This window comes from Candidatus Poriferisodalis sp., from assembly GCF_965204125.1.
Classification (GTDB): Bacteria; Actinomycetota; Acidimicrobiia; order Acidimicrobiales; family Poriferisodalaceae; genus Poriferisodalis.
Map to the genome: position 1 here is coordinate 2117562 of NZ_OZ241968.1, position 21151 is coordinate 2138712.

Consider the following 21151-nt stretch of genomic DNA (forward strand, 5'->3'; position numbering starts at 1 on the left):
ATCGTATGATCAGGCAGCATTCAGGACGGCGAGAACTCATAAACCACGTTGCGCAGTGACGCTGCGCCGCGGCCCGGACCCAAACCTCTTACGATCATCATGTTCGCCGGACCGCAGTCGCCGAAGGCACTGCAGCTGATCCTCCCGATGATGCCGTCGAACCCGCTCACCTGATCGAGGTGCTGACGGATCGCCGCTCGATCGATCACGAGCACGCCGTCGTCCAGCCATGAGGCAGCATGTATGGCGTCGAGCAGCAGCGTGGCGGCGTCGTAGGAGTGGGCCCAGAACGCCCGAATCGGCGGACCGCCGGTTTCATCGACGAATCGCTGGATCACATGATCGGCGGCCTTGCCGGTGGATTGGTTGGCATTGTCGCCGTAGCGCAGATCGGGGCCGGCCACGAAGACGCCGTCGGCGGCTTCGAGTTCGAGGAACGGCGCGTTGAGGACTGTGTCAGCAGCGACCAGCACGGCCTGGCCCAACGCATCTGACGTGCTCGTCTGCTCGACTACATAGTCGGCCAGCGGACGCGTGACCGGCAAGAACAGCGCCTCAGGATTCCCTGCGGCGATCCTGGCGAGTACGCCGGTGACGTCGGTTGCGTCGCGGTCGACCTCGACCATCCCGGTGATGCTGCCCCCGGTCGCCTCGAATGCAGTGCCGAACGCTGCGGCAAGGCCCTTCGTGTACGCATCGCCGTGATGGATGACGGCGACCCGATCCACCTCGATCACGTCTCGGAGAAAGCTCGCCACCGCCTCGCCCTGGTACAGATCGTTCTGGGCCGTGCGGTAGTACCCGGGCCGGTAGAACTCGCTCGGGTTGCCCGCCAGATCCGAGGTCAGCGACGGCGAGGAATTCGAAGGCGAGATCATTGTCAGGCCCGCAGCCGACAGCACCGGTGAGGCCCCAGTCGCAGCCGCAGAGCACGACGTGCCCACCACGCCGACAATCGCAGCGTCGTCAACCACCGCACGAGCCGCCTGCTCGCCTCCTTCGGGGGTGCACTGCTCGTCGAGTGCTGCCAGCTCCACGGCGAAGCCGCGGATCGGGCCGTAGTCCGCCACGGCGAACACGGCGGCTTGGTGGTAGGTAGTCAGGCCGTCGGTGACCGGGCCACTGAGGCGGGTCATGGTCCGTATCTGGATGGCGTCGCCCGGTTCTACCCGCACCACACCCAGCGACCCATCGCCGACGCTGCCAGCTGCCTCGCCTTCCGAGCCGCCGCACCCGGCCGCGAGGAGAGCAAGCGCCGCCAGCAGCGTCGCAGTTCGTCGGGCACCGGCCATGGTCACCCAGCGTTTCGCTACGTGGTGGGCAGCCAGGCGGGACGCTCTGTCTCGTAGCTGTCGATCTCCGATGCGCTGCGCAGCGTGATGCCGATGTCGTCGAGACCCTCGAGGAAACGCTCCTGGGTTGCGTCGTCCATCGGGAACGGTTCTTCGATGCCCGCAGCGGGTGCGCTGAGCAGGCGCCGCTCTACGTCGACTGTGACCATCAGGTCGGGGTCGGCAGCCACGGCGGCCCGCAGGCGGGCGGCAGCCTCCTCGGACACCTGCACCGGCACCAGCCCGTTCTTGGTGGAGTTGTTGCGGAAGATGTCCCCGAAACGAGGGGAGACCACCGCCACGAAGCCGTAGTCCATCAGTGCCCACACGGCATGCTCGCGCGACGACCCCGTGCCGAAGTTCGACCCTGCTACGAGCACCGTGGCGCCCGCAAAGCGTTCGTCATTCAGCACAAAATCGCGCTCGTCGCGCCACTCGCTGAACAGCCCCTTGCCGAAGCCGGTGCGCTCGACGCGCTTCAGCCAGTCGCTGGGGATGATCTGGTCGGTGTCAACGTCGGAGCGATCGAGGGGCACCGCCCGCCCCTCATGAACTCGTACTGGCTCCATCGACTGCTTCCTCCTGGATCAGCTTTCTTCCGCTCTTGTTCGCTGCGCTCACGGGCCGCTCGGGCCACGGCTTCGCCTACCGGCTCAGCCTCCGTCAGCCCAGGTCGTCGGGTGTGACAAAGCGACCCGCGATTGCAGTGGCCGCGGCCACCTCCGGCGAGCACAGGTGCGTGCGGCCGCCGCGGCCTTGCCGACCCTCGAAGTTGCGATTCGATGTCGACGCCGAGCGCTCGCCGGGCGAGAGCTTGTCGGGGTTCATCGCCAGGCACATCGAGCAACCGGGCTCGCGCCAGTCGAACCCCGCCTCTACGAAGATCGCATCCAGCCCCTCGGCTTCGGCCTGTGCCTTGACGGCGAACGAGCCGGGCACCACCAGGGTGCGGACGCCGTCTGCCACCGTGCGGCCGCGGGCCACCGCCGCGGCAGCCCGCAGATCCTCGATGCGCGAGTTCGTGCAGCTGCCGATGAACACCGTGTCGACCTGCACGTCAGACAACCGGGTGCCTGCCGTGAGGCCCATGTAGTCCAGCGCCCGCTGGGCAGTCGTCGCCTCGACCGGGTCGTTGAAGTCACCCGGGCCCGGCACGGCGCCGTCGATGGGAATGACGTGCGCGGGGTTGGTGCCCCACGTGACGTGCGGGCGCAGCGAGGTGCCGTCGATGGTCACCGAGCGGTCGAAAGCCGCGCCCTCGTCGGTGACGAGCGAGCGCCAGTCGGCCACCGCGGCCTCCCAGTCGGCCCCCGATGGGGCGTGCGGGCGGCCTGCTAAGTACTCGAAGGTGGTTTCGTCGGGCGCCACCATGCCCGCCTTGGCGCCCGCCTCGATGGACATGTTGCAGACGGTCATCCGCCCTTCCATCGACAGCGCCTCGATAGCCGCGCCGCGGTACTCGATGATGTGGCCGATGCCGCCGCCAGTGCCGATGCGTCCAATGATCGCCAGCACGATGTCTTTGGCGGTCACGCCCGCGGGCGCATCGCCGTCGACGCGTACTTCCATGGTGGACGGCCGTGCCTGCGGCAGCGTCTGGCTCGCCAGGACGTGCTCCACCTCGGAGGTGCCGATGCCGAAGGCCAGCGCGCCGAAGGCACCATGGGTTGAGGTGTGGCTGTCGCCGCAGACCACGGTCATGCCGGGCAGCGTGAGACCCTGCTCAGGACCGATGACGTGCACGATGCCCTGGCCTGGATCGCCCATCGGGTACAGCGTGATGTCGAACTCGTCGCAGTTCGTCCGCAGCACCTCCACCTGCTTGGCCGAGATCGGGTCGGCAATGGGCAGGTGCAGATCGGCGGTGGGGACGTTGTGGTCCTCGGTCGCCACGGTCAGGTCGGGGCGGCGTACGGTGCGCCCCGACATGCGCAGGCCGTCGAAGGCCTGCGGAGAGGTGACCTCGTGAACGAGGTGCAGGTCGATGTAGAGGAGATCGGGCTGCCCGCCGCCGGTGCGAACGACGTGGCGGTCCCAGACCTTCTCGCTGAGGGTGCGCGCACCCGTCGCGGCGGCGTTTGTCACGATGTCAGTCTGCGCCTCTTGCGCCGCGGGTTCCAACCTGCTGCTCGCATGGCTGGCAGCTGCCGTCGCGATCCGCTGTGTCAGAGTCGTGGTGTCGACATGCCGTCGGTTCAAGAGCCGCACTTGTGACCAACGATCCTCCGCCGCCGCAACCGGCCACGCCGCCCCCCGGGAGCCCTCCGCGGTCAGAGCCGCTGCCGGCCCCGCCGCCTGGGAGCTCTCCGTGGTCAGGGCCGCGGCCGGCCCCGCCGCCTGGGAGCTCTCCGTGGTCAGGGTTGCGTCCCGCCCCACCGCCGTCGGCGCGGCCGGTCGATTCCCGCCCGACAAAACGCCGACGGCTGCGGGGCATAGCCAGGATCTTCTTCAACGATGGCGGCATGGGCCCTCCCATCCGGCGAAGGCGTGGTGGGTCACGGCTGCCCCTGCCGACTGCGCCGCCGTCAAGCCAGCAGGTGCTGGAACGTGCTCGTCCGAAACGGCCGCCGCGGCCGAGACCGGTCCCCGCGCCTGCTCCCGACGGTCAGCCACGCGAGTGGGAGGTGACACCCACGACGACCGCGCGCAAGTGCGACAGCTCTGCCTGGCGCCATCTGAATCCTGTGGTGCTGGTGCGGCCCGACGGGGAGCGCTGCCATTCGCGGCGACACATAGCGCAGTGCCTGCTGATCTTCACTGCCCTCGACTTCGGCGGCGGTGTGGCCCTGGGGATCTTCGCCGAAGCGGTGCTGGCCATCGGGGATGTGGGAAGCCGGTTCACCGAGATCACCGGCGACACGCCACTGCTCGTCTGGGTATTGCTGCTGCTTGTGTACGCGCCGCTCGGCGAGGAGGCGATGTGCAGATGGCCGATTGCGCAACGGCCGCGGACATTCCTCCTGCTTCCCGGCATCTACATCGCCGTCGTGGGAATCACGGGCTATCCCGGTGCAGCTCAGGATCTCGGCGTCGAGATCCTTCTGGACGCCGTCGCGATAGCCGTGGGCCTCGGGCTTCACCTGCTGAGTGGGCGTGTGCAGGTGCTGGCGGCGATCGATCAGCGCGTCGACCGGTGGCTGCTGCGATGGCCGGCCGTGCCGATCTGGCTCATGATCTCCTGTTTCGCCATGGCGCATCTCGCGCGCTACGAGATCGATTGGTCCGTGACGGCGGTACTGGTGATCCCGGTCGTCGTGCTGCCCTGGCTGTGGTTCGGCGCGCTCGCGAGCATCGTCCGCATCCGGTTCGGATGGTGGTCCGCGGTGATGCTCCACGCCGCAGTGAATCTGGTGGTGCTTCTCATCCACGTGCTGTTCGGACTGCTCGTTCTGCTGTGAGCCGGTGCACCTTGCCCGCTGCAGCAGCCCTCGAACGCGTGTCGCAGCGCGGTCAGGCCTCGACGGCGACGACTTCGATGCTGAGCCGGTTGCCGTTCGCCTCGTAGGTGACCGTCTCACCGGCTCGGGCGCCCTCGAGCGCCTGGCCCATGGGCGACCCCGGCGACACCACTTCGATGCCCGTCCGGCGTTCCTCGATCGAGCCGAACAGGTACTGCTCGACTTCGTCATCGCCTTGGAAGCGGATGGACACCATGAGGCCCGGTGCCACGACGCTGTCGCCCGACCTGTCCTCCGAATCGGCGACGATCTCGCAGTTCTCCAGGATCGCCTTCAGCCGCATGATGCGGCCTTCCATCTTCCCCTGCTCTTCCTTGGCGGCGTGGTAGTCGCCGTTCTCCGAGAGGTCCCCCAGCAGCCGAGCCGCCTCGATCTGGGCTGCGATATCGATGCGACCTCGCCCGGTCAGATCGATGAGCTCGGCCTGGAGTCGATCGCGGGTCTCCGCTGAGATGTGGTGGATCTCGGGCACCCCGCGAGGTTACCGAGGGCTTCTGTTGGCACACTCTCTGTGCTTTGGAGCGAGGGGGCATCACAGTGACGCATCGCATCGCAGTCGTCGGCGGAGACGGAATCGGACCCGAGGTGATCTCGGTTGCGCTCGATGTGATTGCTGCCGCCGGAGCCGGCATCTCGACCACCGAGTTCGAACTGGGCGGGCATCGCTACCTGCGCGACGGCACGGTGCTCGATGACGAGACGCTGGAAGAACTGCGCACGTTCGACGCCATCCTGCTCGGCGCCGTGGGCACGCCCGAAGTGCCCCCGGGCGTCATCGAGCGCGGCCTGTTGCTGAAGGCTCGCTTTGAGCTGGATCTGTACGTGAACCTGCGCCCCTTCACCCTGCCTGACGGCCACAGCTTCACGGTGATCCGCGAGAACACCGAAGGTACCTATGCGGGCGAGGGCGGGTTCCTGCGCAAGGGCACGCCGCACGAGATCGCCACCCAGGGCTCGGTCAATACCCGCATGGGAGCTGAGCGCGCCATCCGGTACGGCTTCGAGCTGGCCCGTGCACGGGAGCGCCGCCACCTGACGCTGGTCCACAAGACCAACGTGCTGACGTTCTCGGGCGACTTGTGGGAGCGCACGTTCAATGACGTCGCCGAGGAGTACCCCGACGTCGAAACTGCGTACAACCACGTCGACGCGGCCTGCATCCACTTCGTCGAGGATCCGCACCGCTATGAGGTGATCGTCACTGACAATCTCTTCGGCGACATCCTCACCGACCTCGGCGGCGCCGTGGCGGGCGGCATCGGGCTCGCCGCTTCTGCCAACCTCAACCCGGACCGCACGGGGCCGTCCCTGTTCGAGCCGGTGCACGGCTCGGCACCCGACATCGCCGGCAAGGGCCTCGCCAACCCCACGGCTGCGGTGCTGTCGGCAGTGCTCATGCTGGAGTTCCTGGGGGAAGCCGAGTGCGCCGAGCGTGTGCGAGCGGCATGCGAAGCCGTGATTGCCGATGACGCTGTGCCCGATGTGGGCACCGACGAGATTGCCAAGGCGATCCTGGCCGGCGTCGAGCAGGGGTGATGCTGCAATGAGCACCTCCGACCCCGGCAACACAGCCGCCGAACCCGGATCATCGGCTCCGCTCATCCGCGAGGGAGTGCGTGACCCTGCGTGGCCCGAGCGAGTCGAGATCTTCGACACGACGCTGCGCGACGGCGTCCAGTTCGAGGGCATCTCGGTGTCGTCCGACGACAAGCTCAAAGTGGCCCGCCAGCTCGACGCGCTCGGCATCCATTGGATCGAAGGCGGCTGGCCCGGTTCGAATCCCAAGGACGAGGAGTTCTTCTCCCGGGCGGCCACCGAGCTGCAGCTCCAGCACGCCACGCTGGTGGCCTTCGGCTCCACACGCCGGCCCCGCGGCCGCGTCGACGACGACCAGACCCTGGCAGCACTCGTTGGGGCCGGCACCTCCACGGTGTGCATCGTGGGCAAGTCGTGGGACTACCACGTCACCGAGGCGCTCCGGCAGCCGCTCAGCGAAGGCGTCGCCATGGTCGGCGACTCCGTCGAGTTCCTCAAGGGGGAGGGGCTGCGCGTCTTCTTTGACGCGGAGCACTTCTTCGACGGCTACAAGCGCAATCCAAAGTTCGCGCTGCAGGTGCTCGAAGCGGCAGCCGTCAACGGCGCCGACTGCCTGGTGCTGTGCGACACCAATGGCGGCTCGCTGCCCCATGAGGTGGAGCGGATCGTGCACGAGGTGGTCCGTTACTTCGACGACATCCAGGTGGGCATGCACACGCAGAACGACACGGGCTGCGCCGTCGCCAACGCCGTGGCTGGTGTGGTCGCGGGCGCCACGCATGTGCAGGGAACCGTCAACGGCTACGGCGAGCGCACAGGCAACTGCGACAACACCGTGCTGGTGCCGAACCTGACGCTCAAGATGGGCATCGAGACGGTGCCACGCGAGTGCCTGTCACGCTTCACCTCGGTAGCGCATCACGTGGCCGAGCTGATGAACATGCCGCCTCAGAACCAGCAGCCCTATGTGGGCGCCTCGGCGTTCGCCCACAAGGCGGGCCTGCACACCAGCGCCATCGCGCGCCGCCCCGACAGCTACGAACATGTCGACCCGGCGGCAGTCGGCAACAGCACACGCTTCCTGCTCGGCGACCTGTCGGGACGGGCGTCGGTGGAGCTGAAGGCGGCCGAGCTCGGCATCGAGATCGACAAGGCCGCCATGTCCGATGTGGTCGACGAGCTGAAGCGGCTCGAGCACGCCGGCTACCACTTCGAGGTGGCCGACGCCTCGCTGGAGATGCTGCTGCGCCAGGCCGCCGGCCAGACCTTCGACTTCTTCAACGTCGAGTCGTTCAAGGTGCTGGTGGAGCGCGGCCGCGAGGCCGAGTTCGACACGGAGGCGACGCTGCGCATCGTGGTCGGCGGCGACCGGCGGGTGACGGTCGGCGAGGGCGACGGGCCGGTGAACGCGCTCGACAACGCGTTCCGCCAAGCCGTGCGAGACGACTACCCGGAACTCGATGCAGTGCGCCTGACCGACTACAAGGTCCGGGTGCTGGATGCCGACCGGGGCACCGAGGCGGTTACGAGGGTGCTCATCGACTCCACCGATGGCGAGACCACCTGGACCACCATCGGCGTCTCGGAGAACATCATCGAGTCGTCCTGGCTCGCGCTGCGCGATTCGGTCATCTACGCGCTCATGCGTCATCGCCTGGGCGACAGCCCGAGCCAGTAGCAGCCCGCGACGGCGGCATCGGTCTCGGCCGGAACGGCCGCCGCTTCATAGACTGCGCGGCAATGGCTGCGCCGCGTCACGTCCGGGTCGAACCGCTCTCGGTAGTGCGTTCCTACTCCTCGCCCGAAGTCACGCCGCGGCGCTGGGAGGCCGCCCGTCCCGGCGACCTGGCCGGAGGTCAGCCCACAGGCGCCCTGCGTGGACACCAAGGGCCCGACCAGGGCTACGCCTACGGGTTGGTCCATCTCTTCGACGATCGGGTGTACCTCACCGAGAGCGAGGATCGTCACGACGTCGACGCCGGCTGCGTGGCGGTGGCGCTTAAGCGTGCGTCGATCTTCGGACGTGCGCCGGTGGTGTGGGACCTCGAAGCGGCGTACCTGGCGTATGGCTTCCTCGACCAGCACCCGCCGGCGGAGCTCGTGGCGCGCCGCACGCCGCTGTTCGAGGGCGCTGCGGAAGCGCACCATTACAAGCATGTCCGCGAGCTGGTCGCCCGCGTCCCGACCGAAGTGCTCTCCCTCGCGCCGTCGGCGATCAGGCGTCGGTATGAAACAGATCCCCTGTCACTGACGCGAGATTGAGAAACCCATGGCCCAGATGACGAATACCCAGACCGCCGACCAGCCTCCCGGCGCAACCGTCACCATGCAGCCCGACCGCGAGCTGTTGCGGCTGCATCGCAGGGCGTGCACCGACTTCGCTGCCAGGATGCGGTTGCCCGCCTGGGAGCACATGGGCATGCGGCTGGCCCCGCCGCTGGGCGACTACACCGTCGCCGACTTGCTGGAGCGGGCAATCAACGGCAATCTCGCGGCTGCGGCCGAGATGGGCGGGCAGCCAGCACCGCCACCGGTCCGGATCCCGACGCCCGCAGCTGGCATCGGCCTGGGCTTCGGCACCGGCGCTCAGGATCGCCCCGATCCCACACAGCCCGTCGTGGAGAGCGTCCGCACGGTGCTGTCGATGGCAGCCAGCCTGGATGCAGGCGCCGGGTTCAGCCCCAGGCTGCGTGGACTCTTGTGGACGCGCGTCACCGAGCTGACGGTGCTGGGATACGACCTGCAGCAGGCCATCAGTGCGGGCGCGGGCCTCGACGAGCTCCTCGTGGATCGCGTGCTCGCTGCAGCCCCGGCCGTGACGGTCTGGCCAGGGCTCGAGGCGCTGCCGGTCGACCTGTCCACCCCGCCGCTGCAACGGCTGCTGGCGATGGCGGGCAGACCGGTGGGCCGCTGGGTCGACTCGAGCGACCCGAACTGCAGCACCGGTCAGTGCTGAGCGGCGTACCTCGGCTGCGTTTCGCTCCCGCCCCGACCGGGCTGCCGCATCTCGGCACGGCGCGCACGGCGCTGTTCAACTGGCTGTATGCCCGCCACTGCGGCGGGGAGATGGTGCTGCGCATCGAGGACACGAACGCGGAACTCGCCACTACTGCACACATCGAACAGATCCTGGAGACGCTCGAATGGCTCGGGCTGGACTTCGACGGCGACCCCGTCTTCCAGAGCCAGCGCGCCGCCCTCTACGACGCCGCCGTCGACGGCTGGCTCGACGAGGGACGTGCGTACCTCGACGACGGGGCGGTGCGGTTCGCTGTACCCGACGACGGCGTGACGGCATTCGACGACATCGTGCGCGGCCGCGTCGAGTTCCCGAACGCGTCGATCGATGACTTCGTTGTCCGCCGCAGCGACGGCAGCGCGACCTTCTTCGTCGCGAACGCTGTCGACGATCTCGATCTGGGCATCACGCACGTGGTGCGAGGCGAAGATCTGCTGAATACGACGCCGAAGGTGGTGCTGCTGCGGGCTGCGCTCGGCGCGACCGAAATGCCGACGTTCGCCCACCTGCCGCTCATCGTCAACAAGCAGCGAAAGAAGCTCTCCAAGCGGCGCGACGACGTGTCGCTCATCAGCTACCGCGATCAGGGCGTGCTGCCGGCGGCCATGGTCAACTACCTGGCACTGCTGGGATGGGGACCTCCCGACGACATCGAGGTGCGACCGCTCAGCGAGATCATTGAATTGTTCGATCTGGCCGACGTCAACGCTGCGCCCGCCATGTTCGACATGGACAAGCTCACCGCGATCAACGGCGAGTACCTGCGGGCGCTCGACGATGCCGGCTTCGCCGCCGCAGTCGAGCCGTGGGTGCGCGCGGAACCGTGGGGCGCTGATCTTGATGCAGCGACGCTGAGCACGGTCGCACCGCTCATCCGCGAGCGCACCCGCCTGCTCGGCGACGCTCCCGATCGCATCGCCTTCCTCTTCGCTGAACCCCAGATCGACCCCGATGACTGGGCCGCAGCTATGGCGGCGCCGGCAAGCGACATCCTCGAGCGCGCGCGCACCGCGTTCTCCGAGGCCGAGTGGAGCGCCGCGACGCTGCACGCCGAGCTGCGCGCGATCGGCGAGAGTTTCGGCTTGAAGCTGGGCAAGGCGCAAGCCCCGGTTCGCGTCGCCACCACGGGCCGCGCCGTCGGCCCCCCGCTATTCGAATCGCTCGTGCTGCTCGGCCGCGATGCCGCGCTCGCGCGCCTCGACACCGCGCTGGCGAAGCTCGCGAGTGCAGCAGACTCCGGGGAATAATCAGGGCCACCGAAAGAGCCGCAGCGCTAGCCTGTTCCCGCCCTCGGGGATGGTGTAATTGGCAACACAACTGGTTCTGGTCCAGTCATTGGGGGTTCGAGTCCTCCTCCCCGAACCAGACCGGCGGCGGCATGTCCCCACGCATCAGGCGCTTGCCGCGGTCGGCAAACATCCACGTCCTCGGCATCCCGGGCACGATTTGCACCATCCGTCGATTTGTGTCCTAGCATCACCCGCTGGCCCGGCCCGCGAGAGGCTCCACGCGGAAACTCACGCTGCTGGGCCGACCTGATAACTTGCCTGCGGCCGGTCACCTGATCGGCGAGGACCGGAGGGGGTTCAGCGCGTGGCGTTGCTCGAAGTCCAAGACATCTCCGTGCAGTTCGGCGGTATCCGTGCGCTCGACGATTTGTCGTTCACTCTGGACGAGGGACAGATCCTCGGACTCATCGGCCCGAACGGCGCGGGCAAGACCACGCTGTTCAACGTGGTCAGCCGGATCTACGACCCGACGACCGGCTCGGTGACATTCGACGGGCACGATCTGCTGGCCATGCCCGCTCACCAGATCAGCCGCGTCGGCGTTTATCGCACGTTCCAGAACCTGGCCCTGTGGCGCGGCATGACCGTGATTGAGAACGTGATGGTGGGCGACCACACCAACACGAAGGCGAACTTCTTCACCGCTGCGTTCCGCATCGGCACCCGCAGCGAGGAAAACGACCTGAGGCGGCGAGCTTGGGAAGCGCTGGAGGAGCTTGGCCTCGAGGAGTACGCATACCACCCGGCTGCCGGCCTGCCGTTCGGCACGCTGAAGCGCATTGAGCTCGCACGGGCCCTGATCTCCAATCCGCGCCTCATCATGCTGGATGAGCCGGCTTCAGGCCTGACACACCAAGAGGTCGACTCGCTCGCGCAAGATGTCAAGGACATCCGCGACCGGCACAACCTGTCAGTCCTGCTGGTCGAGCACCACATGCGCATGGTGCTCAACATCAGCGAGCACTTGGTCGTGCTCAATTTCGGCCGCAAGATCGCCGACGGTCACCCCGATGTCGTGCGCAACGACCCGGAGGTCATCGAGGCGTACCTGGGGAGTTCTTCATGACAGACATGATGCTGAAGGCCGAGGACCTCCACGCGCGCTACGGCGCCGTCGAGGTGCTCCGCGGCCTCGATTTCGAAGTTCCCGACGGCAACGTCGTGGTGATTCTCGGCGCCAACGGCGCCGGCAAGACCACGACACTGCGGGCGCTGTGCAACATGTGCACAACGACCGGCACGGTCACGATGGAAGGCGACGACATCTCCCGTGCCAAAACCGCCGACATCGTGCGGCGCGGTGTCGCCCACGTGCCACAGGGCCGGGGCACGTTCCCCGAGCTCTCGGTGATGGACAATCTCAAGATCGGTGCCTACACCCGCAAGGACAACGAGGTCGGCGCCGATGTCGACCGCTGGTTCGAGATCTTTCCCCGGCTCGAGGAGCGCCGCGATCAGCTCGCCGGCTCGCTCTCGGGCGGCGAGCAGCAGATGCTCGCCGTCGCCCGGGCGCTGATGTGCCGGCCGAGGCTGCTGCTGCTCGACGAGCCGTCGCTGGGCTTGGCGCCGCTCATCATCGAAGACCTCTTCGAGCGCTTCGCCCAGCTCAACAAAGAGACCGGGCTGACGATGCTGCTCGTCGAGCAGAATGCCAACCTGGCACTGGACATGGCCGACTACGGGTACGTGATTGAGAGCGGCGAGATCGCTCTGCATGGACCCGCCGAACAGCTCAAGAACGATCCTGCTGTGCAGGAAGCGTACTTGGGCGCTTGATCCGTAGGTACGGGGGCAGAAACCATGGATTGGAACTGGGAGATCCTCCCGGACTTTATTTTCAACGGCCTACGCGACGGTGCCGTCTACGGCGCCGCTGCCTTGGCGCTGGTGTTGATCTTCAAGGCCACCACGCTGATCAACTTCGCCACCGGCGAGCTGGCGATGCTCGGTGCGTTCTTCGTTTATGTGCTCAATATCGAGCAGGGCCTGTGGCTCTGGCTCTCGATTGCCATAGCAATGCTCATCAGCGCCGCAATCGGCGCGGCCGTCGAGCGAACACTCGTCAGACCATTCGACCCAGCCGACCATTTGCCTGTGGTGCTCATCACCCTAGGTTTGTTCCTGATAATCAACGCCGTCGCGGGCGATGTCTGGAACTATCAGGTCCGCAGGGTGAACGACCCCTTCGGCCACTTCCCGAGCTGGGTGCCGAACGGCAGCGAGCTCAAGACCTCTAGCGAAGGCACCATCGCGTGCCTCGAGAATGCCGACGGCGACTTGGCCACGGTGGCTGAGGGCACCGCCGGCGCCGAGATGTGCGAGATGGTGGGCCGCACCTTCTTCGAGGTCATCGGCGCCCGCCTCCATTACCGCACCATCGGCACGTGGATCGCACTGGCCCTCGCACTGATTGCGCTGGCGGTCATCCTGGGCAAGACGAAGGCGGGCTTGGCCTTCCGGGCGGTGTCCTCCAACACCGAGTCGGCACGGCTGGTCGGCGTCAACACCGGCCGCACGCTGGGGTTCGGCTGGGCGCTGGCCTCGGTGTTCGGCACGCTCTCCGCCGCCTTGGTGGCACCGGCGCTGGGCGGCGTCAACCCCAACATGATGCTCACGATCCTGATCTACGCCCTGGCCGGCGCCGCCCTCGGCGGCCTCGACAGCCTCGGCGGCGCCGTCATCGGCGGCTTGGTCGTGGGCCTCATCAAATCGGTATTGGTCTCATGGTTCGGCGTGGTCGTGCTCGGCCAGGCCTATTTCTCGATCTTGCAGCTGGCCATGGCGTTCCTGCTGATCTTGATCGTGCTGTTGTTCCGTCCAGCGGGTCTCTTCGGAACCCGCCGTATCGAGCGCGTCTAGCTCAACGACCCAAGGGGAGTTGCTGAGGTATGAGTTCACCACTGCTCATCGTTTCCAGGGGCAGCACACAGCACCGCCAGTGGCGGTTCCTGAGCTGGGGCTACGCCGTGGCGCTGGCGATCCTGGTGCCACTGGTCCTGCAGCCGTTCGAGATCGGCAAGATGAACCGCGCACTGGTCCTCATGGTGGCCGTGCTGGCGGTCAACCTGGTCGTTGGCTTCAACGGCATGCTCGCACTCGGCCACTCGGCGTTCATGGGCATCGGTGCATTCGTTGCCGCGTCGATGGTCCAGGACGAGCTCTGGGACTACTGGATGATCATCCCGGTCGTCGTGATCGTGGGGTTCGCCATCGGCATCATCGTCGGCCTGCCCGCGCTACGAGTTCGAGGTCTCTACCTAGCCTTGGTCACCATCGCTCAGGCGGCGGTGTTCCCGACGCTGGTGAACATCGACGAACTCGGCATCGCACGCCGTACCGGCGGCCCGAATGGCCGAGACGTCATCGAGGAAGTCGATCGGCAGGAGAGCGGCTTCTCCAGTTTCTTCGAGTGGCTGCCCGGTGTCGACGGTGCGCGTGGCGCGAATGCGTATCGCTACTGGATCCTGCTGATCATGACAGCGATCGTCATTGCGCTGGTCCGCAACATCATGCGCAGCCGGCCTGGCAGGGCGGTGCTCGCGATCCGCGACAGCGAGGCTGGCGCTGCGGTGTACGGCGTGAACCTGCCGCTGTACAAGACCGTGAACTTCGCGCTGAGCGCCTCGCTGGGTTCGCTGGCGGGCCTCATGTGGTGTCTCGACAAGGGCTTCGTGGCCGGCCAGGACTTCACGTTCCTGCTGGCAGTCGACCTCATCATCGGCTTGGTGATCGGCGGTGTCGGCACCCTGCAAGGCTCCATCTTCGGCGGCTTGTTCGTGGTGTGGGTGCGAGATCTCACCAAGAGAATCTCCATCCCGTTGGGCTTCTACACGCTCGACGGCGATGGGCCGCTCTCCGCAGCCATCTTCGGCCTCATCCTCATCCTGTTCACCTTCTTCGCCCCGGGCGGCATCGCATCGATGGTCACGGCGATGCAGAAGAGGATTATCCAAGTCGTGCCGCTCACACCGTCCGGCGACCCGATCACGCCGCTTGAGAGCCTCGACCCCGGTCCATCCTCCACCCGAGCTACGTGGGCGATGAGATTCGCCATCGCCGGCCCGGTGCTGCTGGTCATCGGCTGGGTGCTGATGAACGTCGACAACCTCATCGTCGGCACGCTGGCTTTCGCTCTGCGCTTTGCCATCGTGGTGCTCGCGCCGGTCATCATCTTCGTCTCGATGAACGAGCTCCGAGCGGCGAAAGCCGGCCGGCGCGGCGAGAACGCCGCTGCAGTGAGCTCGCAGGCCAAGACAGCGGGCGTCCTTGGTGTGCTGAGCTTCGCCTATATCCAGGCGTTCGCCCTGAACATCGCGCTGCGAGCCCACCACGTGGGTCACTTGGCCCGCGAATCGATCGCAGTGAACCCCGACGGCAAGACGGTGCCGGCGATCCCGCTCGTCAGTGAGGCTGCGAAGGCGAAGGATTTTGTGGGCACGCCGGGCGAATTCTGCGGCACCTCGCCCTCGGGCGAGATCAGCGACATGTCGGTCAGCGAGCTGTGCAACGTGGCATCCGATGCCATTGATGCCTCCGAGACACCGGTGGGTTTCTGGCTCATCGGCTGGCCGACGCAGAGCATGCTGTCGCTGGTGCTGAGCATCATCGTCATCGTGGCGACGATCTTCATCGGCCTGCGCTACTTCGTGTTCGCGGACGAGAAGGCCGAGACGGCCTCCGAGCCAGCGCCTGAAGACGTCGGCGCCTCTGCGTAGATGTAGAGCGACGCCGAGCCTCCCGCCTCCGTTGCGGCGCAGGGGTTCGGTCGACATTGCTGAAGGCTGAGCAGTAGCGATGGATGCTGAGCAGTAGCGATGGATGTAGTACTGCTGCTGCAGCGAATCTTCGATGCACTGTTCAACAGCGCTATCTACTCCTCGCTGGCGCTGGCGCTGGTCATCATCTTTCGATCCACCGGGCTGCTGAACTTCGCCCAGGGCGAGATGGCGACCTTCTCGGCCTACATCGCCTTCGTTCTGCTTGCCGGTGCGGCACCAGGTGTCACCGGCGGCGGGCTGGCGTCATGGATCGGAGCACCGCTCGTGACGCCGCTGGCGATCGGAGGAGCGGTCGTCATCGGCATCGCGGCCGGCGCCGCGACCGAACGCGTGCTGATCCGGCCGTTACGAAACGCGCCGGAGCTAGCGCTCGTCAACGTGACGATCGGCATCCTGCTGGCGCTGAACTCGTTGATGGGCCAATGGTGGGGCACCGGACCGCGTGTCTTCCCGCCGTTCTTCCCGTCGAATCCCGGTGATCACTTCGCGATCGCAGGTGCCCGCCTGCGCTTCTCCACGGTCGGGGCGTGGCTGGTGCTGTTCGCGCTGCTGACCGTGCTGGCCCTGTTGCTGCGGTACACGAGAGCCGGTCTCGCCTTCCGGGCGGTGTCGATCGATTCGGAATCGGCCGCGTTGAACGGCATCCGCGTGGGTCCGACGCTGATGTACGGCTGGGCGCTGGCGGCGGGCCTCGGTGCCATCGCGGCAAACATGAGCGCGAATTCGGTGCTCCTGGAGCCCACCATGATGGTGCGGGTGCTTGTGTACGCCTTTGCCGCGGCGACGCTGGGCGGGCTCGACTCGCCCAAGGGAGCGCTGGTCGGCGGTGTGGTCATCGGTCTCAGCCAGACGCTGATCCCGGCCTATGTTCCGTTCATCGGCTTCGAGCTCAGTGTGCTGCCCGCACTGGTCGCCATGGTGGTGGTGCTGATCGTGCGCCCGGCTGGCCTGTTCGGCACCCAGCGGATCGAGCGGGTGTGAGCGACGACAACTGGCCCACGCCGCTGCCGCGCCCAGGCGACGATGACGAAGCCCCGGGCACCGATGCCAGCGTGTTCGCTGTCTTCGCCCCGCCCGACGACCCAGCCGCCGAGGCGCCCGTCAGAACGCCGCCCGAAGCTGACGAGCCGTCTGGATCAGAGGCGCTGGCTGCCGAGCCTGCCGGGGCCGGGCTCAGCGTGCGCAGCGGCCCGTCAGCCGCATCCGGCATTGGCACAGCCGTGCTCGGCGCCGGTAGCGCAGGCCGTGTCGCGCGCCCTCGCCGGCGGATCGGCCCGCTCAGCTGGATCGGTGCTGTGTTGCTGGGTGTGTGGCTGGTGGCAATGCCGCTGACCAGCTCGGTGACCGAGCTGCGGCAGAACACCCAGATCATCGTCATGATCCTCGCAGTGCTGGGCGTGAACATCGCCACGGGATACGGCGGCATGATCAGCCTCGGCCATGGGGTGTTCGTGGCCGTCGGTTCGTTCGCGGCCGCCTACGCAGTTGACAACCTCGCGCTGCCGTGGGTCGTTTCGATCGTTGCCGGAGCTGCATTCGCTGGAGCGGTGGGGGCACTGGTGGGCCTGCCCGCACTTCGCATCAAAGGCATCCATCTCGCGCTGGTGACACTCGGGCTCGCCATTGTGTTCCAGCCGCTCGCCAAGCGAGTGCCGGCATTCTCCGGCGGCGTCAGCGGCAGGGCGGTGGGTGCCGAGTTGGTGCCGCCGTCGTGGTTCGGCACCACCCGCTGGGCCGAGGGGCTCTACCGCTACCTGATCTGCTTGGCGGTGGTGGGGTTGGCGATGTGGCTGACGCACAACATCATCAACAGCCGGCCCGGCCGCGCGATGCGCGCAGTGCGCGACAACGATACGGCTGCGGCCGTGTACGGAGTCAATCTCGTGGTCTCCAGGGTCAGCACATTTGCGGCGAGTGCGACGCTGGCGGGACTCGCAGGCGCGCTCGGCATCGTCCTCGTGCCGTTCACGTCGCAGGAGTCGTACCCGTTCCAAGAATCGCTGGTGCTGTATGCGACTGCGGTGCTTGGCGGCCTGGGCTCGCTGTGGGGCTCCGTGTTGGGCGTCGCGATCCGTGAAGTCTTCTCTGTGATCGGCGGACTCCTCGGCGATGTGAGCGGGCTGGGTCCGCTCGGCGAGTTCCTGCGCTTGCTCGACGAGGAACAGTTCGTGTTCGGCGTGCTGCTGGTGGCGCTGACGTTCGTCTTCCCTCGCGGCCTCATCGGCATGTTCAGCCGCCGTCGCAACGACTAGGCAGTTCGTACTGCAACACGATCCATCCGGACGCGGTGAGCGAACGCCTGCAGACGCGCTGCTCGCACCAGCGTTGTACGGATCACAGATTCGAAATCGTTGCAGAATTGACATGACCCGCCCCGTGACCAGATCAGAGACGCGAACTAGCGTCTCGATGGACCGGTTGGGGCATCTGTGCGATTGCGCTGCCGGTTCATCATTTTGCAACCAATTGGGGAGACACAACATGACCAAGCGTCGAATGTGGCGCTTGCTGGCTCTGCTCTTCGCGTTCTCGCTCGTCGCTGCTGCATGCGGCGGCGGCGATGACGACGCGGATGCTGACGCCAGCGAGACAGAGACCGAAACCACGGCCGCTCCGAGCGAAGGCGACGACATGGCCGAGGAAGAGGAGATGGCCGAGGAAGAAGACGAGGGTGCCACCGGTGCTCTCGGCGGCGCCGCGGCCGAAGAGGACATCGAAGCTGCCGTTGCCGGCGAAGACGAAGATGAGGAGATGGCCGACGAGGAGATGATGGATGAGGAGATGATGTTCGATCGCTCCACCATCGAAGGCATCTTCGAAGAGGCCACTGCCCGTCGCGCCAAGGCTGTTGCCTCACTGACCGAGAAGATCGAGTCAGGCGAGTACGGCGTCGGCGACGACGGCATTCTGCGCGGTCCTGCGGGCTTCGAGATCGACATTTCCGCGTGCCCCGACGACTGGTCGAACACCACGGGCATCACCGACTCGCAGATCCGCATCGGCCACACCACGGCTCAGTCCGGCAACCTTGCCGCCTACGGCAACATCGCATACGGCTGGGAGAACTACTTCAACTGGCTCAACGACAACGACCCGATCATGGTCGGCGACTCGCCGCGTGACCTGACGCTGATCATCAAAGACGACGCCTACGTCGCCGCTCAGACGATCGAGTTCGTGGATGAGCTGATCGAGGCGGAGAACGTGTTCTCGATCCTGACGCTGGGTTCGCCGAACACGCTCGCGGTGTACGACAAGATCAACGCGGAGTGCATCCCGCACCCGTTCGTGATGACCGGCCACCCCGCTTGGGGCGACCCGGTGAACCACCCGTGGACCACCATCATGCAGATGTCGTACTCGACCGAGTCGATCCTGTGGGGCGCGTGGATCCGGGAGAACCTGTCAGACCTGCTGCCTGTCAAGGTCGCCGGCCTGGTGATGGACAACGACTTCGGTCTGGCGTATGAGTTGGGCTTCGAGGAGTGGGCGCATGAGAACACCGACGTGGTGAGCGAGTTCCTCCCGGTGCGCCACGACCCCGCCGCGCCGACGCTGACTAACGAGATGACGACAGTCTTGGCGTTCGACCCCGACGTGTTCATCTCGATGACAGCGGGTAATCCGTGTTTGCTGGCCATCCAGGAAGCCGGCCAGAGCGGTCTCATCGAGAACGTCAGGGACAAGGGCGGTGTGCTGTTTACGCCGTCGGTCTGCAAGGCCGTGGCCAACTACATGGAGCCGGCCGGTGACGCATCCGATGGATGGTGGATCGTCGGCGGCGGTGGCAAGGACACCACGGATTCGAAGTTTGCTGACGAGCCATTTATCACGTGGTTGAACGACAACCTTGCAGCCGGTGATCTCGATCCGGGTAACTCGCTGAACGGTGTGGGTTACATGTACGGCTACCCCTACGGCGAGGCGCTGCGCATTGCTGCAGAGCTGCCGGGCGGCCTGAACCGAACGAACTTCATCCTGGCGGTGCGGTCGATCGACATCTACCACCCGATGCTGCTCGACGGCATCATCACCCAGCTCAACGGCAACGCGGATGCGTACTTCGTTGAGGGTTCAGACTTCAGCCAGTTCGACGCTGCCGGGCAGACTTGGAACCAGGTCGGCGCCGTCGTGGACGTCAACGGCAAGTCCACGAACTGCGCTTGGGACAAGGACAACGGCGGCTGCCGCTGATCTTGACTGATCCCTGCTGACGCAGCGTCAGCGCATTAGGGGCCGGCGGGTTCAAACCCGCCGGCCCCTTTGCGTTCCGCGCCTGGGATCGTTGCTGATCCGAGCGAATGCGCTCCCCGAAGATTTCGATCTTGCGCTGTGCCTGAGCGCATGACCTCGGGGTTGGCGCGATGGGCGGGCGCGCGGCTCGTCGTTTCTTTCGCGCGTGATAATGCGAATTCGCTGCCTGTGGCTATGCATTCTTGACAGAAGAGGATGAACTGCTACGGTGCCCCGAGTTCATCTCTGGTCACCGAAGTTTGGGGAAGCCTGATGCGTAAATTCGTCGTCGCGGTCGTCGTGACCCTGTCCTGCTTGTCCTTCCTGCCGCTCACGCCCGCGGCTGCTGTGTCCAACGGGGGGGGGGGTAGAAGACCTTCCGGCACAGGCCTCCTCATCTGAAACCTCAACGACGAAGTCAACAGCCTCGACGGAGAGCGGTACATCGAGCAGCGCGACGGTCCAAGCGACGCGTGAAACGACCGGTGCTAAGCGCCAGGTAGCGGTTCCGACGCCATCCACTTACGTCAAGAGGCCGTACTGTCACGACGGATTTGATCTTGTCGAGGCGAGCGATCCCGCTGCGTCGCCGTCTGGTTGCGAAAAACGGGAATCCATCGATGCCGGTACCGATTGTTCGGCCCATGGCTCGCCAGTCATGGTGTCGGCCAGTGGCTCGCGCTGCGTAACGAACGCAGAGCACACCGCGCATCCAACTGTGACTGTCAGCTGCCCGACGGACGGGGGTTGGACGCTGACCGGAGGTCAGTGTCAGAAAACAGTGCAGGTGGAGGAAATTCGAACAACTGTCGACCAAGTGCCATACGAAGTCGAGTACACCGTGCGCGTTCCTCCATATACGGCCCAGATTCGGATTGCTCCATATACCAAAAAAGTTCGTATCGCCCCATTTACTGAAGTAGTCACACAAACGTACACTCGTCGCCAACGATATTGCGCGCAATACGACACTGAGTTCGGCACTGGGTGTCTTCGATGGGCATACCGGAACGTCACTGTGAAGGTGACGGAGACAGTCGATGCGTACAACTACGAGGATCAGCCTGACTACAACTATGAGACCGTTGATGCGTACAATTATGAAACGCGAACCCGGTGGGAGTGCTGTAAATCAGTGACCCGCGAACGAACAGTAGTGGTGGATCGTGTCAAAACGCTAGCTCCAACGACGACACGTACTTGTCCGACTACGTATGCCTTGGACAAGAATACCAACCACTGTAAACGGCCGGCAGGCACCGACGTGGGCCCTGGTACTCCGGTGTGTAAGGACAGTACATGGACCCTAAACAGCACAGACAGAACCTGCAGCCGAGTGCTTCCAGGAGTCGTACGTTACAAGTGTGATGAAGGAGACACAGAGATCACGCCAGCAACTACTCCACCGACCTGTAAAACCTACGTGTGCCCATCGGACTATGAACTTGACTCGAACTCTCTGATCTGTTTCCAGTATACGTGCCCTGGCAGCTATGACTTGGATTCG

General features: G+C 65.9%; 17 protein-coding genes and 1 tRNA gene. 14 read left to right on the plus strand and 4 right to left on the minus strand.

The annotated features are described in order from the left end of the window. Positions 1 to 20: 20 nt before the first annotated feature. From ACOGXD_RS09925 to leuC, 3 genes are all read right to left on the minus strand, one after another. Positions 21 to 1292: a branched-chain amino acid ABC transporter substrate-binding protein gene (locus ACOGXD_RS09925; protein WP_419914667.1), complete on the minus strand. Its 1272-nt coding sequence runs from the start codon at positions 1290 to 1292 to the stop codon at positions 21 to 23. Between the two features lie 17 nt (positions 1293 to 1309). Continuing rightward, the gene (gene leuD, locus ACOGXD_RS09930) at positions 1310 to 1900 is read right to left on the minus strand and encodes a 3-isopropylmalate dehydratase small subunit (protein ID WP_419914669.1); all 591 of its coding nucleotides are present in this window, start codon (positions 1898 to 1900) and stop codon (positions 1310 to 1312) included. Positions 1901 to 1994: 94 nt separating this feature from the next. Beyond that, positions 1995 to 3416: a 3-isopropylmalate dehydratase large subunit gene (gene leuC / locus ACOGXD_RS09935; protein ID WP_419914671.1), complete on the minus strand. Its 1422-nt coding sequence runs from the start codon at positions 3414 to 3416 to the stop codon at positions 1995 to 1997. 539 nt (positions 3417 to 3955) lie between these two features. Here leuC and ACOGXD_RS09940 point away from each other — a divergent pair. Continuing rightward, positions 3956 to 4729 (plus strand): hypothetical protein, encoded by a 774-nt coding sequence (locus ACOGXD_RS09940; protein ID WP_419914673.1) that lies wholly within the window; start codon positions 3956 to 3958, stop codon positions 4727 to 4729. A gap of 52 nt (positions 4730 to 4781) precedes the next feature. Here the strand turns inward: ACOGXD_RS09940 and ACOGXD_RS09945 are convergent, their stop codons facing one another. Further along, a complete protein-coding gene (locus tag ACOGXD_RS09945) occupies positions 4782 to 5261 on the minus strand; it encodes a GreA/GreB family elongation factor (RefSeq protein WP_419914675.1) in 480 nt (159 codons plus the stop codon). 65 nt (positions 5262 to 5326) lie between these two features. Between ACOGXD_RS09945 and ACOGXD_RS09950 the strand changes: the two genes are divergently transcribed. From ACOGXD_RS09950 to ACOGXD_RS10010, 13 genes are all read left to right on the plus strand, one after another. Next, positions 5327 to 6325 (plus strand): 3-isopropylmalate dehydrogenase, encoded by a 999-nt coding sequence (locus ACOGXD_RS09950; protein WP_419914677.1) that lies wholly within the window; start codon positions 5327 to 5329, stop codon positions 6323 to 6325. A 7-nt stretch (positions 6326 to 6332) separates the two neighbouring features. Further along, on the plus strand, positions 6333 to 8003 hold the full coding sequence (gene cimA, locus ACOGXD_RS09955; RefSeq protein WP_419914679.1) for a citramalate synthase: 1671 nt from the start codon (positions 6333 to 6335) through the stop codon (positions 8001 to 8003). A gap of 62 nt (positions 8004 to 8065) precedes the next feature. Beyond that, on the plus strand, positions 8066 to 8587 hold the full coding sequence (locus ACOGXD_RS09960) for a hypothetical protein (protein WP_419914681.1): 522 nt from the start codon (positions 8066 to 8068) through the stop codon (positions 8585 to 8587). Between the two features lie 7 nt (positions 8588 to 8594). Next, positions 8595 to 9281, plus strand: coding sequence for a hypothetical protein (locus ACOGXD_RS09965; protein ID WP_419914683.1), 687 nt, complete (start codon positions 8595 to 8597; stop codon positions 9279 to 9281). Beyond that, positions 9275 to 10591, plus strand: a complete 1317-nt coding sequence (locus ACOGXD_RS09970; protein WP_419914686.1) for a glutamate--tRNA ligase — start codon at positions 9275 to 9277, stop codon at positions 10589 to 10591. Before ACOGXD_RS09965 ends, ACOGXD_RS09970 begins: the two co-directional genes overlap by 7 nt. A gap of 43 nt (positions 10592 to 10634) precedes the next feature. Next, positions 10635 to 10709, plus strand: a tRNA-Gln gene (locus ACOGXD_RS09975). A 228-nt stretch (positions 10710 to 10937) separates the two neighbouring features. Next, on the plus strand, positions 10938 to 11699 hold the full coding sequence (locus ACOGXD_RS09980; RefSeq protein WP_419914688.1) for an ABC transporter ATP-binding protein: 762 nt from the start codon (positions 10938 to 10940) through the stop codon (positions 11697 to 11699). After that, positions 11696 to 12409, plus strand: a complete 714-nt coding sequence (locus tag ACOGXD_RS09985) for an ABC transporter ATP-binding protein (RefSeq protein WP_419914690.1) — start codon at positions 11696 to 11698, stop codon at positions 12407 to 12409. Before ACOGXD_RS09980 ends, ACOGXD_RS09985 begins: the two co-directional genes overlap by 4 nt. Positions 12410 to 12433: 24 nt before the next feature. Continuing rightward, positions 12434 to 13492 carry a branched-chain amino acid ABC transporter permease gene (locus tag ACOGXD_RS09990; protein WP_419914692.1) on the plus strand — a complete coding sequence of 353 codons (1059 nt, stop codon included), beginning with the start codon at positions 12434 to 12436 and terminating at the stop codon, positions 13490 to 13492. A gap of 29 nt (positions 13493 to 13521) precedes the next feature. Then, on the plus strand, positions 13522 to 15348 hold the full coding sequence (locus ACOGXD_RS09995; RefSeq protein WP_419914694.1) for a branched-chain amino acid ABC transporter permease: 1827 nt from the start codon (positions 13522 to 13524) through the stop codon (positions 15346 to 15348). A gap of 99 nt (positions 15349 to 15447) precedes the next feature. Beyond that, entirely contained in the window at positions 15448 to 16392 is a 945-nt protein-coding gene (locus tag ACOGXD_RS10000; RefSeq protein WP_419914696.1) for a branched-chain amino acid ABC transporter permease, read from the plus strand. Then, on the plus strand, positions 16389 to 17663 hold the full coding sequence (locus tag ACOGXD_RS10005; RefSeq protein WP_419914698.1) for an ABC transporter permease subunit: 1275 nt from the start codon (positions 16389 to 16391) through the stop codon (positions 17661 to 17663). The genes ACOGXD_RS10000 and ACOGXD_RS10005 overlap by 4 nt, the downstream gene beginning before the upstream one ends. 229 nt (positions 17664 to 17892) lie before the next feature. Then, positions 17893 to 19605, plus strand: coding sequence for an ABC transporter substrate-binding protein (locus ACOGXD_RS10010; RefSeq protein WP_419914700.1), 1713 nt, complete (start codon positions 17893 to 17895; stop codon positions 19603 to 19605). Positions 19606 to 21151: the final 1546 nt, after the last annotated feature.

Coding starts and splice junctions, on each gene's coding strand:
- ACOGXD_RS09925 (WP_419914667.1), bottom strand. CDS start 1,292: ATGGCCGGTGCCCGACGAACTGCGACGCTGCTGGCGGCGCTTGCTCTC.
- leuD (WP_419914669.1), bottom strand. CDS start 1,900: ATGGAGCCAGTACGAGTTCATGAGGGGCGGGCGGTGCCCCTCGATCGC.
- cimA (WP_419914679.1), top strand. CDS start 6,333: ATGAGCACCTCCGACCCCGGCAACACAGCCGCCGAACCCGGATCATCG.
- ACOGXD_RS09960 (WP_419914681.1), top strand. CDS start 8,066: ATGGCTGCGCCGCGTCACGTCCGGGTCGAACCGCTCTCGGTAGTGCGT.
- ACOGXD_RS09965 (WP_419914683.1), top strand. CDS start 8,595: ATGGCCCAGATGACGAATACCCAGACCGCCGACCAGCCTCCCGGCGCA.
- ACOGXD_RS09985 (WP_419914690.1), top strand. CDS start 11,696: ATGACAGACATGATGCTGAAGGCCGAGGACCTCCACGCGCGCTACGGC.
- ACOGXD_RS09990 (WP_419914692.1), top strand. CDS start 12,434: ATGGATTGGAACTGGGAGATCCTCCCGGACTTTATTTTCAACGGCCTA.
- ACOGXD_RS09995 (WP_419914694.1), top strand. CDS start 13,522: ATGAGTTCACCACTGCTCATCGTTTCCAGGGGCAGCACACAGCACCGC.
- ACOGXD_RS10000 (WP_419914696.1), top strand. CDS start 15,448: ATGGATGTAGTACTGCTGCTGCAGCGAATCTTCGATGCACTGTTCAAC.
- ACOGXD_RS10010 (WP_419914700.1), top strand. CDS start 17,893: ATGACCAAGCGTCGAATGTGGCGCTTGCTGGCTCTGCTCTTCGCGTTC.